Annotated in this window: 14 protein-coding genes; 7 read left to right on the forward strand and 7 right to left on the reverse strand. The window is 60.9% G+C overall.

The features are described 5' to 3' along the window. Positions 1-103: 103 nt before the first annotated feature. The 6 genes from L8K08_RS03920 (at position 104) to L8K08_RS03945 (ending at position 6011) form a co-directional block, all read left to right on the forward strand. A complete protein-coding gene (locus tag L8K08_RS03920; RefSeq protein ID WP_003208731.1) occupies positions 104-850 on the forward strand; it encodes an amino acid ABC transporter permease in 747 nt (248 codons plus the stop codon). Then, entirely contained in the window at positions 850-1521 is a 672-nt protein-coding gene (locus tag L8K08_RS03925; protein ID WP_106579410.1) for an ABC transporter permease subunit, read from the forward strand. The genes L8K08_RS03920 and L8K08_RS03925 overlap by 1 nt, the downstream gene beginning before the upstream one ends. After that, entirely contained in the window at positions 1518-2252 is a 735-nt protein-coding gene (locus L8K08_RS03930) for an amino acid ABC transporter ATP-binding protein (RefSeq protein WP_012722475.1), read from the forward strand. The genes L8K08_RS03925 and L8K08_RS03930 overlap by 4 nt, the downstream gene beginning before the upstream one ends. Before the next feature lie 173 nt (positions 2253-2425). Further along, positions 2426-4327: a sensor histidine kinase gene (locus tag L8K08_RS03935; protein WP_242194427.1), complete on the forward strand. Its 1902-nt coding sequence runs from the start codon at positions 2426-2428 to the stop codon at positions 4325-4327. Beyond that, a complete protein-coding gene (locus L8K08_RS03940) occupies positions 4324-5673 on the forward strand; it encodes a sigma-54 dependent transcriptional regulator (RefSeq protein WP_145161527.1) in 1350 nt (449 codons plus the stop codon). Before L8K08_RS03935 ends, L8K08_RS03940 begins: the two co-directional genes overlap by 4 nt. Then, positions 5673-6011: a GlpM family protein gene (locus tag L8K08_RS03945; protein ID WP_242194429.1), complete on the forward strand. Its 339-nt coding sequence runs from the start codon at positions 5673-5675 to the stop codon at positions 6009-6011. The genes L8K08_RS03940 and L8K08_RS03945 overlap by 1 nt, the downstream gene beginning before the upstream one ends. A 132-nt stretch (positions 6012-6143) precedes the next feature. On the opposite strand, the gene L8K08_RS03950 is transcribed toward L8K08_RS03945, so the two are convergent. Genes L8K08_RS03950 through L8K08_RS03975 form a run of 6 tightly spaced genes read right to left on the reverse strand, consistent with a single transcriptional unit; the run spans position 6144 to position 13397 of the window. Continuing rightward, on the reverse strand, positions 6144-7541 hold the full coding sequence (locus tag L8K08_RS03950) for a sigma-54 dependent transcriptional regulator (RefSeq protein ID WP_145161521.1): 1398 nt from the start codon (positions 7539-7541) through the stop codon (positions 6144-6146). Beyond that, a complete protein-coding gene (locus tag L8K08_RS03955) occupies positions 7531-9309 on the reverse strand; it encodes a HAMP domain-containing sensor histidine kinase (RefSeq protein WP_145161518.1) in 1779 nt (592 codons plus the stop codon). Before L8K08_RS03955 ends, L8K08_RS03950 begins: the two co-directional genes overlap by 11 nt. Further along, complete coding sequence (locus L8K08_RS03960; protein ID WP_242194431.1) at positions 9309-10433, reverse strand: GNAT family N-acetyltransferase; 1125 nt, start codon at positions 10431-10433, stop codon at positions 9309-9311. Before L8K08_RS03960 ends, L8K08_RS03955 begins: the two co-directional genes overlap by 1 nt. A 15-nt stretch (positions 10434-10448) precedes the next feature. Next, complete coding sequence (locus L8K08_RS03965) at positions 10449-11315, reverse strand: alpha/beta fold hydrolase (protein ID WP_145161515.1); 867 nt, start codon at positions 11313-11315, stop codon at positions 10449-10451. Then, entirely contained in the window at positions 11312-12706 is a 1395-nt protein-coding gene (locus tag L8K08_RS03970; RefSeq protein ID WP_106579418.1) for an aminotransferase class III-fold pyridoxal phosphate-dependent enzyme, read from the reverse strand. Before L8K08_RS03970 ends, L8K08_RS03965 begins: the two co-directional genes overlap by 4 nt. Then, positions 12699-13397: an MtnX-like HAD-IB family phosphatase gene (locus L8K08_RS03975; protein ID WP_145161512.1), complete on the reverse strand. Its 699-nt coding sequence runs from the start codon at positions 13395-13397 to the stop codon at positions 12699-12701. The genes L8K08_RS03970 and L8K08_RS03975 overlap by 8 nt, the downstream gene beginning before the upstream one ends. Positions 13398-13638: 241 nt before the next feature. Between L8K08_RS03975 and L8K08_RS03980 the strand changes: the two genes are divergently transcribed. After that, complete coding sequence (locus L8K08_RS03980) at positions 13639-14409, forward strand: MipA/OmpV family protein (protein WP_242194434.1); 771 nt, start codon at positions 13639-13641, stop codon at positions 14407-14409. Positions 14410-14653: 244 nt separating this feature from the next. Here the strand turns inward: L8K08_RS03980 and L8K08_RS03985 are convergent, their stop codons facing one another. Next, positions 14654-15307 carry a DsbA family oxidoreductase gene (locus tag L8K08_RS03985; protein WP_106579421.1) on the reverse strand — a complete coding sequence of 218 codons (654 nt, stop codon included), beginning with the start codon at positions 15305-15307 and terminating at the stop codon, positions 14654-14656. Positions 15308-15323 lie beyond the last annotated feature (16 nt).

Consider the following 15323-nt stretch of genomic DNA (forward strand, 5'->3'; position numbering starts at 1 on the left):
GGTTTTCGAGCCGATCGCGTGTGCCTGGCGTTCAACGTCGGGCGGGAAAGGATCTTCCCCAAGCGGGTGCTTGTACATCGATCGATCTCGAGGGGAGACCCTAATGAATTACAACTGGGACTGGGGCGTGTTCTTCAAGTCCACTGGCGTGGGCAGCGAGACTTATCTCGACTGGTACATCGCCGGCTTGGGCTGGACCATCGCCATCGCTGTCGTGGCATGGATTATCGCCTTGTTGCTGGGGTCCATTCTGGGCGTCATGCGCACCGTGCCAAACCGCATCGTATCGGGCATCGCAACCTGCTACGTGGAACTGTTTCGCAACGTGCCGCTGCTGGTTCAGCTGTTTATCTGGTACTTCCTGATACCCGATCTGCTGCCGCAAAACCTGCAGGACTGGTACAAACAAGACCTCAACCCGACTACCTCGGCCTACCTGAGCGTCGTCGTGTGCCTGGGCCTGTTCACCGCCGCCCGTGTGTGTGAACAAGTGCGTACCGGCATCCAGGCGCTGCCACGCGGCCAGGAATCTGCCGCACGCGCCATGGGCTTCAAGCTGCCGCAGATCTACTGGAACGTGCTGCTGCCTCAGGCGTACCGCATCATCATTCCGCCGCTTACCTCGGAATTCCTCAACGTGTTCAAGAACTCCTCCGTGGCGTCCTTGATCGGGTTGATGGAGCTGTTGGCACAAACCAAACAGACTGCCGAGTTCTCGGCCAACCTGTTTGAAGCCTTCACCCTGGCCACGCTGATCTACTTCACCCTGAACATGAGCCTGATGTTGCTGATGCGCGTGGTCGAGAAGAAAGTCGCGGTGCCCGGCCTGATCTCCGTGGGGGGTAAATAATGGACTTCGATTTCAGCGGCATCATCCCCGCCATTCCCGGCCTGTGGAACGGCATGGTCATGACCTTGCAGTTGATGGTCATGGGTGTGATCGGCGGTATCGCGCTGGGGACGATGCTGGCGCTGATGCGCCTGTCGTCCAGCAAACTGCTGTCGCGTCTGGCCGGCGCCTACGTGAACTACTTCCGCTCGATCCCGCTGCTGTTGGTGATCACCTGGTTCTACCTGGCGGTGCCGTTCGTGTTGCGCTGGATAACCGGCGAAGACACCCCGATCGGTGCGTTCACCTCCTGCGTCGTGGCCTTCATGATGTTCGAAGCCGCGTACTTCTGTGAAATCGTGCGGGCCGGTGTGCAGTCGATCCCCAAGGGCCAGATGGCCGCCGCACAGGCGATGGGCATGACCTATGGCCAGACCATGCGTCTGATCATCCTGCCCCAGGCGTTCCGCAAGATGACCCCGTTGCTGCTGCAACAGTCGATCATCCTGTTCCAGGACACCTCGCTGGTTTACACCGTGGGCCTGGTGGACTTCCTCAACTCCGCCCGCTCCAACGGCGACATCATTGGCCGCTCCAATGAGTTCCTGATCTTCGCCGGTGTCGTCTACTTCATCATCAGCTTTTCCGCCTCGCTGCTGGTCAAGCGTCTGCAAAAAAGGTTTGCCGTATGATCTCTATCAAGAACATCAACAAGTGGTATGGCGACTTCCAGGTGCTGACCGATTGCAGCACCGAGGTTAAAAAAGGCGAAGTGATCGTGGTGTGCGGGCCATCCGGCTCGGGTAAATCCACCCTGATCAAGTGCGTCAACGCACTGGAACCGTTCCAGAAAGGCGACGTGGTGGTGGATGGCACGTCCATCGCCGACCCGAAGACCAACCTGCCGCAACTGCGCTCGCGCGTGGGCATGGTGTTCCAGCACTTCGAACTGTTCCCGCACCTGACCATCACCGAAAACCTGACCATCGCGCAGATCAAGGTGCTCGGCCGCAGCAAGGAAGAAGCCACCAAAAAGGGCCTGCAACTGCTTGAGCGCGTCGGCCTTTCGGCTCACGCCCACAAGCACCCGGGCCAGCTTTCCGGCGGCCAGCAACAACGTGTGGCGATTGCCCGCGCCCTGGCCATGGACCCGATCGTCATGCTGTTCGACGAACCGACCTCGGCACTGGACCCTGAAATGGTCAACGAAGTGCTCGACGTGATGGTGCAACTGGCCCACGAAGGCATGACCATGATGTGCGTCACCCACGAAATGGGGTTTGCGCGCAAAGTGGCCGACCGCGTGATCTTCATGGACGCCGGCAAGATCATCGAAGACTGCCCGAAGGAGGAGTTCTTCGGCGACATCAGCGCCCGCTCCGAACGCGCGCAGCACTTCCTTGAGAAAATCCTGCAGCACTAAAACCGGCTTCGTTCTCTCTGTGGGAACCGTTTTGTGTGGGAGCTGGCTTGCCTGCGATGCAGACACCTCGGTCTATCAGTGACACCGAGGAGATCCTGTCGCCGGCAAGCCAGCTCCCACATAAACCGGTTCACGGCAGGGCTGACAGCTCTGGTTGACCCAAGGCAACTGTGATGAAATGCGACCCCAACCAATTTCGCGCCGCACCGCCATCACTTGCCGTGAAACCTCGTCTGATTCGCCAACTGTTCCTGCCGCCGTTGATCATCGCCCTGATGATCGGCTTGGGTTATATCGGCTTCTGGGTCAGTGAGTATTACGGCATCAGCACCCTCAGCGACAACGGCGAACGCCAGTTGGAGCTGCACGCGCGCACCGTCGAAAGCGAACTGAGCAAATACACCTACCTGCCCAGTCTGCTGGAGCTCGAATCCAGCGTCTCCACGCTGCTGGCCGACCCGAACCAGGAAACCCGGCAGACGGTCAATGATTACCTCGAAGGCCTGAACCGACGCAGTCGCAGTCGGGCCATCTACGTGATGGACACCACCGGCCGCGTGCTGGCCACCAGTAACTGGCGCGACGCCGACAGTTACCAGGGTGAAGACCTGTCCTTTCGCGCCTATTTCCAGAATGCCGTCCGCGGCCAGCCGGGCCGCTTCTATGGCATCGGCAGCACCAACGGCGAGCCCGGCTACTACCTGGCCCACGGCCTGGAAGAACACGGCAAGATCATCGGCGTCGCCGTGGTCAAAGTGCGCCTCGAAGCCCTCGAAGAGCGCTGGCAGCGTGCGCGCCTCGAAGCGTTCGTGAGCGACGAGAACGGCATCATCATCCTCTCCAGCGATCCGGCCCGCCGGCTCAAGGCCGTGCGCCCGCTGAGCGACGACACCAAAGAACGCCTGGCCCACAGCCTGCAATATTACTGGGCGACGCTTAACGAGCTGGAGCCGCTGGCCCGTGAGCGACTCAATGAGGGCACCGAAAAGCTGACCTTCCCGGCCAACAGCGGAGTGGTCAACGACGAGCACGAAGTCAGCTACCTCGCGCAAACCCGCCCGCTCAACGACACGCCGTGGAATTTCACCCTGCTGACGCCGCTCAATGAGCTGCGCCGCGCGGCGATCAACCAGGGCATTCTGGTCGCTGTCGCATTCGGCCTGGTGGCGTTTTTTCTGATCGCCTGGAACGAGCGCCGCAAGGTGATCGCCACACGCCTCGCCGCGCGGGAAGCCTTGCAGGAAGCCAACAGCCAGCTGGAGCGTCGGATTGCCGAACGCACCGCCGACCTGCGTGCCAGCAACGAACGGCTCAAGGGCCAGATTCGCGAACGGCGCCAGGCCGAAGAAACCTTGCGCCGCGCCCAGGACGAACTGGTGCAGGCCGGCAAACTCGCCGCCATCGGCCAGATGTCCACCAGCATCGCCCATGAGTTGAATCAGCCGCTGGCGGCGCTGCGCACACTGTCGGGCAATACCGTGCGCTTCCTCGAACGTGGCGCGCTCGACACCGCCAGTGCCAACCTCAAGACCATCAATGAACTGATCGACCGCATGGGCCGCATCACGGCCAGCCTGCGCTCGTTTGCACGGCGCGGTGATGACCAGGGCGAAGCCAACCTTGGCAAGGCTGTGGACGCCGCGTTCCAGGTGCTCGGCGCTCGTCTCGACGGCCTGCCGCTGACCGTGCACCGCGACTTCGCCAACGCTCAATTGCAGATCGACCAGACACGCCTGGAGCAGATCCTGGTCAACCTGATTGGCAACGCCCTGGACGCGATGCAGGCGCAACCTGCGCCCGAACTGTGGTTGGATGGCCAGGTGCTTGAGGGCAGGTACCGCCTGCACGTACGCGACAACGGGCATGGCATCGACCCCGAAACGCGCAAGCATTTATTCGAACCGTTCTTCACCACCAAACCCGGCGAACAAGGCCTGGGCTTGGGCCTGACCCTTTCCGCCAGCCTCGCGGCGGCCACCGGCGGCAACCTTGCCGTGGAACACCCGGCCAGCGGTGGTACTGCCTTTGTCTTGTGCCTGCCGCTGGTGGGCACTCAAAAAGCTGAGTCGACATGAATACAGACACCCCAGCCGCAAAAGACGACCTCACCGTTCTGATCGTCGAGGACGATCCCCATGTGCTGCTCGGCTGCCAACAGGCCCTGGCGCTGGAAGACATTCCCAGCGTGGGCGTGGGCAGTGCTGAAGAAGCCCTCAAGCGCATTGGCGAGAACTTTGCCGGCATCGTCATCAGCGACATTCGCCTGCCAGGCATCGACGGCCTCGAGCTGCTGACCCGCCTCAAAGCGCTGGATAAAAGCCTGCCGGTGGTGCTGATTACCGGGCACGGTGATATTTCGATGGCCGTCGGGGCCATGCGCAATGGCGCCTACGACTTCATGGAAAAACCCTTCTCCCCCGAACGCCTTGTCGACGTGGCGCGCCGCGCCCTGGAGCAACGCGGGCTGGCGCGAGAAGTGTGGTCGCTGCGCCGCCAACTGGCCGAGCGTGACTCGCTGGAGGGCCGCATCATCGGCCGCTCGCCGGCGATGCAGAACCTGCGCGAACTGATCGCCAACGTCGCCGACACCTCGGCCAACGTGCTGATCGAAGGCGAGACCGGCACCGGCAAGGAACTGGTCGCGCGCTGCCTGCATGATTTCAGCCGGCGCCATGCCCACCAGTTCGTTGCCTTGAACTGCGGCGGCCTGCCGGAAAACCTGTTCGAAAGCGAGATTTTCGGCCACGAAGCCAACGCCTTTACCGGCGCCGGCAAACGGCGCATCGGCAAGATCGAGCACGCCCACGAAGGCACGCTGTTTCTCGATGAAGTGGAAAGCATGCCGATCAACCTGCAGATCAAACTGCTGCGGGTGCTGCAGGAACGCACCCTTGAACGGCTGGGCTCGAACCAGAGCGTGGCGGTGGATTGCCGGGTGATCGCCGCCACCAAATCCGACCTCGATGAGCTGAGCCGCGCCAGCCAATTTCGCAGCGACCTTTACTACCGCCTCAACGTGGTGACCCTGGAACTGCCGCCGTTGCGCGAACGTCGCGAAGACATCCTGCAGTTGTTCGAGCACTTCCTGCAGCAATCCTCCTTGCGCTTTGATCGCACCGCGCCGGAGCTGGACAACCAGACCGTGTCGACGCTGATGAGCCACGACTGGCCAGGCAACGTGCGCGAACTGCGCAACGTCGCCGAGCGCTTTGCCCTGGGCTTGCCCGCCTTCAAGAAAAGCGGCAGCGGCAACAGCAACCACGGCCTGGCCTTCACCGAAGCGGTGGAAGCCTTCGAGCGCAACCTGCTCAACGATGCCCTGCAGCGCAGCGGCGGCAACCTGACCCAGGCCAGCCTGGAACTGGGAATGGCCAAGACCACCCTGTTCGACAAGGTCAAGAAATACGGGTTGAGCCACTGATGGATCTATTCTTGAAGGCCGCCATTGGCGCGGCGGTGGTGTTGATCCTGGCGGCGCTGGCCAAGACCAAAAACTATTACATCGCGGGGCTGGTGCCGCTGTTTCCGACCTTTGCGTTGATTGCGCACTACATCGTCGGCAAGGGCCGCTCGGTGGAGGACCTGAAGACCACCATCGTGTTTGGGATGTGGTCGATCATTCCATATTTTGTGTATTTGGCGACGCTGTATGTGATGGTCGACCGCCTGCGCCTGGAGGCGTCACTCGCCGTGGCGGCGGTGGCGTGGCTGATGGCGGCGACGGTGTTGGTGAGTGTGTGGGTTCGCCTCCATACCTGACACACCGGGGTAAAAAATGTGGGAGCTGGCTTGCCTGCGATAGCGGTCTGTCTGTGCCAGCTGAGTTGGCTGATACACCGCTATCGCAGGCAAGCCAGCTCCCACATTTGGATCAGTGGTGAACCTGATAGATCAACGCACGATCTTGTCCACTTGAATCCCCAGCTTCTTCAACCGATACCAGAAGCTTCTCTCGGAAATCCCGATCTTCGCCGCCGCCGCAGCCTGCACGCCGTTGCTCTCGTGCAACGCCGCCAGGATGTAGGTTTTCTCGACGTCCGCTAGCGCCGCGTCCAGGTCCGCAGGCACGCCAGGGTTGTCACCGAGCAGCGCCGTGACGCCGTCCTCTGCCGGTTTTGAAGCAAACAGGTAGGCCGGCAGGTCGATGTCTTCGATTACCGGTTTGGCGGCGACGATGGTTGCGCGCTCCACGCAGTTTTGCAGCTCGCGGATATTCCCCGGCCAGTTGTAAGCCGCCATGGCCTGCAAGGCCTCCGGGCTGAACCCGGTGATGCGTTTGCCGGCGGTGGCGCTCAGGGTCTGGGCGAAGTGCCGGGCCAGGGGCACGATGTCCTCGGCGCGTTCGCGCAGGGCCGGCAGCGGGATCGGAAACACATTCAGACGGTAATACAGGTCTTCGCGAAACTCTTTATTGGCCACCGCGTCCAGCAGGTTCTTGTTGGTGGCGGCGATCACCCGCACGTCCACCTTGCGCTCGCGCGGGTCGCCCACCGGCTCGATCACGCGCTCCTGCAACGCGCGCAGGATCTTGGCCTGCAACGCCAGGGGCATGTCGCCCACCTCATCCAGAAACAGCGTGCCCTTGTCGGCCTGCATAAAGCGCCCGACCCGGTCCGCCACGGCGCCGGTGAAGGCGCCCTTGCGATGGCCAAACATTTCACTTTCCAGCAAGCCTTCCGGAATCGCCGCGCAGTTGACCGCTACAAATGGCTTGTCGGCACGGCTGCCGTGTTTGTGGATCGCGCGCGCGACCATTTCCTTGCCGGTGCCGCTTTCGCCAGTCAGCAGGATGGTGGCGTTGCTGTCACGCACCGAATCGATTGCATGCAGCACTTGGCGAAACGCCGGGCTGTCACCCACCAGGCTGTCGAACTGCGCATGGTGATCGAGTTCGGCGCGCAGCCGCGCGTTGTCGCGCATGATGTCGCGAAACTGCAAGGCCTTGGCGACGGTGATGTCCAGTTCGTCGATGTCGAACGGCTTGGCAATGTAGTCATAGGCGCCGTTGCGCATCGATTGCACGGCGTTTTTCACCGTGCTGTAGGCGGTCATGACGATCACCGGCAAATCCGGAAAGCGCACTTTGATCTCGGCCAGCAGCGCCGGGCCGTCCATGCCGGGCATGCGCCAGTCACTGATCACCAGGTCGATGTCTTCCTGCTCCAGCACCTTGAGCGCGTGCAGGCCGTTGCTTGCGGTGAATACCTGAATGCCGTTCTGGCTTAGAGCCGACGACAACAAGTCGCAGAGCTTGGGCTCGTCGTCGACTACCAATACGTTATGCGTCATGACCATCCTCATCGTCGCCGTCGTCATCACCCTGGGCCGGAATGTACAGGCTGAAGGTGGCGCCGGCATCTTTCTCACTGGCACATTCAATGCTGCCGTCGTGACTTTCCATGATCGAATAGACTTTTGCCAGGCCCAGGCCCGTGCCCGAGGCCTTGGTGGTGACGAACGGTGTGAAGATCCGCTCGATCATATCCGCCGGGATGCCCTGGCCGGTGTCGGCGATGCTGATCACCGTGTTGCCGTCGACACTGCGAATGCCCAGGGTCAGGCGTCCGCCTTCGGGCATCGCGTCGATGGCGTTGAGAATCAGGTTGAGGCACGCCTGCTTGAGCTGTTTGGCATCGGCATAGATCGTCGCACCGGGTGCCTGGTCGTCAATCTGCGCGTCAATGTTATGCGTGGACAGTTCCGGGCTGCAGAAACCGAGAATCTCTTCCACCAACGCCCGCGCCGGCTGCAGCACACGCAACGGCGGGTTGGGTTTGGCAAAATCGAGGAATTCGGTGATCAGGTCGTTGATGCGGCTGACCTCGCTGATCACGTATTCCAGATGGCGCTTGTCGGTTTCCGCCAGGTCGGCGCGACGGTGCAACAGTTGGGTCGCGGTCTTGATGATGCCCAGCGGGTTGCGGATCTCGTGAGCCAGGCCCATGGCGACTTCGCCCAGGGCGTGCAGCCGATCGCGACGGCGCAACTGGGCTTCAAGGTGATGCAGCTCGCCCAGGCGCTCGGTCATGTGGTTGAAGGTGCTGCTCAACTGCGCCAGCTCATCGCCGCCACTCACCAATACGCGGTGTTCGTAATGCCCCGAGATCACCGCGTCCACGCCTTGGGACAAATCACGCAGCGGTTTGGTCAGGCGCCGCGACACCAGCACGCCGGCGCCCAGGGACAACGCCGAGCTGAGCAGGAAAATCAGCACGAACAGGTTGCTCTGATTCACCAGCCCGACCAGGCTGGTATGGCGTAGCAGGCCGCTGAAGATCACCCCTTGCAGGTCGCCGGCATCATTGAAGATGGGCCAATACAGACCGCTGTAGTTGTTGGTGAACTGCTCGCTCGGCTGCTTGGTGGCGCGCATGGCCGTTTCGACGTCCTTGGGAATGCGCGAGGGGTGGTTTTCGAAACGCTGGGTCGAGAAGATTTCGTTAAAGCCCGACGGATTGGCCAGGTACAGGCGCAGGTCGAGGGAATGCACATCGGCCACGCTGGTGAGGAAACTGCTGTCCAGGTACGTCGCCACCAACAGCAGGTAGTCGACGCCCTCCTGGGTGGTTTCGAAGGTCGAGACCACCAGGCCCGTACTCACGCCCGCCACCTGCACGGTTTGCAGGACGGCGTTGCTGGTCAGGTCGATCTGCTTGACCACATCGTCGGAGGCCGTGCTGAACACGACCTTGTGATCACTCACGCGAATCAGCGCGACCACGTCGATGTCCGTGGCGTCGGCAATGTCGGCGGTCAGCCGGTCGTGCTTGGCGGCCTGCTTGTTCGAAGGCGGGCTGGTGTAGCGCAGGAACAGCTTGGCCATGCGCGCGTTGTCATGAAGGATGTCGCCGATTTCGTCCTTGACGATCTTGGTCGACTCTTGCAGCCAGATACGCACGTTGCTGTCGAAAATCTGCGACAGCGTGGTCGCCGCCAGCTCGGCGGCGATCATGGTGGGAATAACGCTGACCAGCCAGAACGCCAGCACCAGCTTGCGCTGGACGCTCCAGCGCGAAATGGCAAAGGGGCGGGCTTTCTGGCGGGTTTTGGTGATCATCAGGTTTCGCTTATCGCAGCAGCCATGGCAGGGTCGGAACGGTCCGGTCTCAGGTACATTTTCACGAGCTTGAGCAGGCTGTTGACCAGCCGGTTACGGTGACGGAAGAACATGCTGTTGCCTTGGAACTCGCACCCCAGGCGCAGCTTACTGGCATACCCTTCCTGACCGCACTCGTACACAGGGATATTGTGCTGAATACAGTATTCGACGTTGGTCAGCCAACTGCGAAAGTACAAGTTGTATTCGCGGCTGAATGCCATGTCGTGGCCAAAAAACTTGTCGATCAGGCGGTGCTGGTCCAGCAGGATCAGATTGAACGCCACCAGGTGCTCGTCCACCCAATAAAGAACACAGACCGCACGCCCTTCAAGCCGTTCGAGGATGCCGGTGAAGTAACGCGCCGGCAAACGTTCGAACTGCAGCTGCGAGCGTTCGAGCGTGTCCTCGTACAAGCGCATGACATCCGGCAACACATCATCAATATTGCGCCGCCACTCCACGCGCGGGCCCGGCGCACGTAGTTTACGGCGCAGGTCCTTGCGCGTCGATTTGCACAACGAGCCAAGGTAGGCGTCTACCGAACCGTAGGGCACCGAGAGCAGACCGCTGGGCAAACTCGGCATGCTCTGGAAACCTGCGCTGCGGCAACTGGTCGCCCAGTGCGAGTCGTCGGTCGGTACATCTTTGACCGCCACCAGGCCAATCCCGAAGGCACTGGCATCCTGTCGCGCGGCTTGCAGCAACTGCTTGAGCAACACTGGGCGTCGCGTCTGGGGTACGCCGCTTGCAATACCTGCATCGCAACGCTCGGCTATCGGCGAGCCAATGGCATACAGCGGCAAGCGTAAAACACCCGGCCACAGTCGCTCCAGGCGTTCGGTAAAACGCTTGCCGGCGCCCGACACCGTGGTGTCGAGGCGATAATGGGTGATGAACGCGGCGGCCACTGCCACCAGCGTTTCATCTTCGTAAACCGCCAGGTAGCGCCATTTAAAGTCATCAATGGCCGCGTTTTCCACGGCGACGTAAAAATCCCAATCCTCCAGAGCACCGGGAAAACAGTCGTTCCAGGCACTGCGCTGGATGGCCCGGATAGTCGAGAAGGCTTGAGCGGTGATCACGTCGCGTCCTTAGGCTTAAGCCCGCTGTCGATAGTCTACGGGCGCCTGGATAGCCTCGGCATGTTGCTCGACAAACTCGGCGCTCAACTCGATCACGCGTCGGTATTGCAGGTCGACGGTGATCATGTGGTAGCAGTTGTCCAACAGAATCTTGGTCACGGGGCCGCCCAAATGGCGCTCCACGTAATCGGCATTCCAGCGGCTGGTGATGTCGTCCTCAATGGAGTGCAAAACCAGCGCCGGCACCTTGACCTCGGGCATGCGTTTCTTGACCACGGCGTTCATGCGGTGCAACTCGCGCACCGTAATGCCTTCCATGGTCAGCAAACCGGCTTCACTGCTCTCCCCTTCCTTCATCTGACGCTCGACGATGGCCCGCAGGCGCTCGTTCTTGATGCCGTAAGGCGGCTTCTCTTCGAAGCGGCAGATGTGTACGCCGAAAGGAATCTTCATTAACAACGGCGTCAAGAATGCCAGTTTGTTAATGCTCCAGCCGTCGTACTTCAAGGTGGTGGAATACATCAACAGCCCGGCCACTTGCCCAGGGTGTTCGGCGGCCACGTACATCGACATCACCGCGCCCATGGACAAGCCACCGACAAACACTTGCTCGTGACGTTGCTTGACCTGCACGAAGGTGTTGCGCACGCCTTCGTACCAGTCCAGCCAGCCGGTGGCCTGCAGGTCGCTGTTGTCGCCGCAATGCCCGGCCAGGGTGGGCACGTACACCGTGCAGTTACCCGCCTTGGCCAAGCCTTTGGCGACCTGACGCAATTCCGTCGGGGTGCCGGTCAGGCCGTGGATCAACAGGATCCCGACCGGACCTTCACCGAGAACGAAGCCGGCATCACCTTCACCGAGGTCGATCCCGGAGGCATTCACCGTTTGGTCGCCCGTACCAGCAGTTGCTCGAGCAGCTTCAAGCCCAGGTCGATTTCCGGGTAGCTGATTTCCAGCGACGGCGCCAGGGTGATCACGTTTTTGTAGTAGCCGCCCACGTCGAGGATCAAGCCGAGTTTCTGGCCATCGACGACCATGTCGCCCTTCATGCCTTCTTCGACCATGTAGTCCAGGGTCGCCTTGTCTGGCGTGAAGCCATCCGGGCCACAGATTTCGCAGCGCAGGGCCAGGCCCAGGCCATCGACGTCGCCGATGATCGGGAAACGTTTCTGCAGGTCTTGCAGGCCTTCCAGGAAGTATTTGCCCTTGGCCATGACCATCGCGCCGTAGTCGACTTCGCTGGTCATCTTGAACATTTCCAAACCTACCGCCGTGCCCAGTGGGTTGGAAGCGAAGGTGGAGTGCGTCGAACCTGGTGGGAAGATCTTCGGGTTGATCAACTCTTCACGGGCCCAGATGCCGCCCAGCGGGTTCAGGCCGTTGGTCAGCGCCTTGCCGAAGACGATCACGTCCGGCTGCACGTCGAAGTGCTCGATCGACCACAGTTTGCCGGTACGGTAGAAGCCCATCTGGATTTCGTCGGACACCATCAGGATGCCGTGCTGGTCCAGTACATGCTTGAGTTCGCGGTAGAAGTTCATCGGCGGGATCACGTAGCCGCCGGTGCCCTGGATCGGCTCGACGTAAAACGCTGCGTATTCGCTCTGGCCGACTTTCGGGTCCCACACGCCGTTGTATTCGGTCTCGAACAGACGGGCGAATTGCTGCACGCAGTGGCTGCCGTACTCTTCCTTGGTCATGCCTTTGGGGCCGCGGAAGTGGTACGGGAACGGGATGAACTGCGCGCGCTCGCCGAAGTGGCCGTAACGGCGACGGTAGCGGTAGCTGGAGGTGATCGACGACGCGCCGAGGGTACGGCCGTGGTAGCCGCCCTCGAAGGCGAACATCAGGCTCTTGCCGTTGGTGGCGTTACGCACAACCTTCAGGGAGTCTTCGATGGACTGCGAACCGCCGACGTTGAAGTGCACGCGACCGTCGAGGCCGAACTTCTTCTTGGCGTCGACCGCGATCATTTCCGACAGCTCGATCTTGCCTTTGTGCAGGTACTGGCTGGCGATTTGCGGCAGGGTATCGATCTGCTGTTTCAGCGCGTTGTTCAGGCGCGGGTTGGCGTAGCCGAAGTTGACGGCCGAGTACCACATTTGCAGGTCGAGGTAGGCCTGGTCTTCGGTGTCCCACACGTAGGAGCCTTCGCAACGACTGAAAATACGCGGCGGCTCGATGTAGTGAACAGTGTCGCCGTAGGAGCAGTACTTGGCTTCTTTATCCAGAAGGATCTGGTCTTCGGCAGTGGCGATACGGATATCAGACATGGTGGAAGAGTTCCTGGTTGTCAGCAGTAAAGGTGGTGGCGTTGGCCGCGATGCCCTGAGGCAGCTTGGCCAGCAATGCGGTCACTTCGGCGAAGGTGTCGAAGCGCGCGTGAGGAATGTCGTTGGCCTGGCAATAGTCGGCCAGGCTGCCTTTGGCAAAGACGAAGTCGGCGGTGGAAGCCACGCACATGTCGGACTTGCCGTCGCCAATCACCAGCACGCGCTTGTTGCGCGGGGTGGATTTGCACTTGCAGTTGCCGGAGGCGGCACGGCAGGCATCGCTGGAATACGGGAAGTCGATGCGCCAGCTGTTCTGGTCGACCTGGCGCAGGCGGTTGGCGAGGATCGGCAGCAAGGTCACGTAGTTGCGCGACAGGATGCGCGCGATGCCTTGTTCGATGCCGTCGCTGACCACTTCGATGGTCGCGCCCAGGCCCATGACGTGATCGACGAAGTCCGGGAAGTCCGGGTCGATCTCGACGCTGTCGAAGTACGCCAGCAGTTCAGCCGGGGTTGCTTTGATCAGCGCCAGTTGGCGGCTCAGGCATTCGCGGGAACCGATATGCCCATCCAGCCATTCCTGTTCGATGGTTTCCCACTCGGGGCCGGCGAAGCGTTGGAGGACGTTGTCGATGACGTCGGTTGGGGTGATGGTCCCGTCGAAGTCACACACGATATGCCAGTGGATCATTGCCTTTCCTTGAGTTGGAGGGCTTGGAGAAAATCGCGCTCTTTGCGCTTGCAGGAGGGGTAGAGCAGGGATTGTGCCAACTGGCTAAAAGCCCGCAGGGCTGGGGTTTTGGCCGATGGCCCGAGTGTTTTGTGTCGCAGGAGCTACAATTTTTGTAGCTTGCTACAAACAAGATGAGTGCTTGCGTCAGGGACGCCCTTCGCGCGTGAATGCGCGCATGTTCAGATAAGGAAATGGCTCCATGTTCAAGGTTACTTCTGCTGTATTCGCCGGTTTGCTCGGGCTGTGGGGTTTTTCCAGCACGGTATTGGCCGACGGCATTACCGGCGAAGTGGGCGCGGGTGTCAGCTATCAACCCCACGACCCTACCGGCAGCCGCTACGAAACCCGGCCGATTCCCTACTTCGATCTGGACTGGGGCAGTGTCAGCCTGGGCACCGACGACGGCCTGACCTGGAGCGCGCTGAACACCAACGGCATTACTGCCGGCCCTTACATCAATTACCTGCCGGGCCGCACGGCCAATGGTTCGCTGCGCGGCTTGCGCGATGTGTCGGACATGGCGGAAGTCGGCGGCTTCATCCAATACGCCCCGGCCGAGTTCTGGCGCGTGTACGCGCAGGTCGGCCAGGCCGTGGGCGGCGGGCGTGATCAGAGTGGCGTGCTGGGCAAACTCGGCGGCGAGCTGGGTTACCCGTTGGGTGGCGGCATCATCGGCAGCACCGGCCTGATGGCGCACTTTGCCGATGCGCGCCAGACGCAGACCTTTTTTGGCGTTGACGACAAGGAGTCTGCGGCTTCGGGCATTCGGGCCTATAACGCCAGTGCGGGTTTCCAGAACCTGACGTTGACCCAGAGTTTTGAATTCCCGCTGGACATGCACTGGTCATTGTTGACCAGCGCCAGTTGGACGCACCTGGTGGGGTCGGCGGCCAACAGCACCATCGTCAAGCAGACGGGTGATGTGAACCAGGGGCAGGTGCAGACGGCGATCAGTTACAAGTTTGAGTGATGGGCTGGATGTGGGTGGCTGGCGGCCGGCCCACCGCCTTCGCGAGCAAGCCAGCTCTCACATTTGAAGCTCAGTGCATCAGGTGTACTCGGTCAATGTGGGAGCTGGCTTGCCTGCGATAGCATCAACTGGGTATGCCTGATGTACCGAGGTGCCTGCATCGCAGGCAAGCCAGCTCCTACAGAAAAGCAGATCTGCTTTTGCTTCAATCACTCAGGATGGTACCCAAGGCCGCGAAGCCCCATCAGCCCTTGGCCTCACTGATGATCTGACGAATCGCTCCAACAAAGGCCTCAGCCGGCTGCCCCCCACTGACCGCATACTGATCGTTGAACACGATCGTCGGCACCGAAGTCACCCCTCGGGAAATCCACAGCTGCTCTTGCTCGCGCACCTCTGCGGCGTACTCATCGGAGGCCAGAATCTGCGCAGCACGGGTGACATCCAACCCAACACTTTCAGCAATAATCGCCAAGGTCGCAGGGTCGGACGGGTCTTGCCCATCGCTGAAATAAGCCTTGAACAATGCTTCCTTCAGGTTGTATTGCAGCCCTTCCAACCCGGCCCAATGCAGCAAGCGATGCGCATCAAACGTGTTGTAGATACGACTCTGCCCGTCAGTGCGAAACGCAAAGCCCAACGCCGCACCCAAGTCACGAATACGCGCACGGTTAGCCTGCGATTCCTCTGCGGTGGAGCCGTATTTTTCAGTGATGTGCTCAACGATGTTCTGCCCGATAGCCGGCATATTCGGGTTCAGCTCAAACGGCTGAAAATGAATCTCGGCCTGCACCTCGGCGCCCAGCTGGTCCAACGCCTCAGTCAGCCCGCGCAGGCCGATAATGCACCAGGGGCAAGACACGTCGCTGACGAAATCGATTTTCAGGGGAGTACTCATGGTGGGCAACCTCGCT

The organism is Pseudomonas sp. TREG-RG-20F-10-E-6-01 (assembly GCF_022662455.1).
Classification (GTDB): domain Bacteria; phylum Pseudomonadota; class Gammaproteobacteria; order Pseudomonadales; family Pseudomonadaceae; genus Aquipseudomonas.

What these genes read in the sequence shown, in the direction of transcription:
- L8K08_RS03920 (WP_003208731.1), top strand. Translation starts at nt 104, where the DNA reads ATGAATTACAACTGGGACTGGGGCGTGTTCTTCAAGTCCACTGGCGTG.
- L8K08_RS03925 (WP_106579410.1), top strand. Translation starts at nt 850, where the DNA reads ATGGACTTCGATTTCAGCGGCATCATCCCCGCCATTCCCGGCCTGTGG.
- L8K08_RS03930 (WP_012722475.1), top strand. Translation starts at nt 1,518, where the DNA reads ATGATCTCTATCAAGAACATCAACAAGTGGTATGGCGACTTCCAGGTG.
- L8K08_RS03935 (WP_242194427.1), top strand. Translation starts at nt 2,426, where the DNA reads ATGAAATGCGACCCCAACCAATTTCGCGCCGCACCGCCATCACTTGCC.
- L8K08_RS03940 (WP_145161527.1), top strand. Translation starts at nt 4,324, where the DNA reads ATGAATACAGACACCCCAGCCGCAAAAGACGACCTCACCGTTCTGATC.
- L8K08_RS03945 (WP_242194429.1), top strand. Translation starts at nt 5,673, where the DNA reads ATGGATCTATTCTTGAAGGCCGCCATTGGCGCGGCGGTGGTGTTGATC.
- L8K08_RS03950 (WP_145161521.1), bottom strand. Translation starts at nt 7,541, where the DNA reads ATGACGCATAACGTATTGGTAGTCGACGACGAGCCCAAGCTCTGCGAC.
- L8K08_RS03955 (WP_145161518.1), bottom strand. Translation starts at nt 9,309, where the DNA reads ATGATCACCAAAACCCGCCAGAAAGCCCGCCCCTTTGCCATTTCGCGC.
- L8K08_RS03970 (WP_106579418.1), bottom strand. Translation starts at nt 12,706, where the DNA reads ATGTCTGATATCCGTATCGCCACTGCCGAAGACCAGATCCTTCTGGAT.
- L8K08_RS03975 (WP_145161512.1), bottom strand. Translation starts at nt 13,397, where the DNA reads ATGATCCACTGGCATATCGTGTGTGACTTCGACGGGACCATCACCCCA.
- L8K08_RS03980 (WP_242194434.1), top strand. Translation starts at nt 13,639, where the DNA reads ATGTTCAAGGTTACTTCTGCTGTATTCGCCGGTTTGCTCGGGCTGTGG.
- L8K08_RS03985 (WP_106579421.1), bottom strand. Translation starts at nt 15,307, where the DNA reads ATGAGTACTCCCCTGAAAATCGATTTCGTCAGCGACGTGTCTTGCCCC.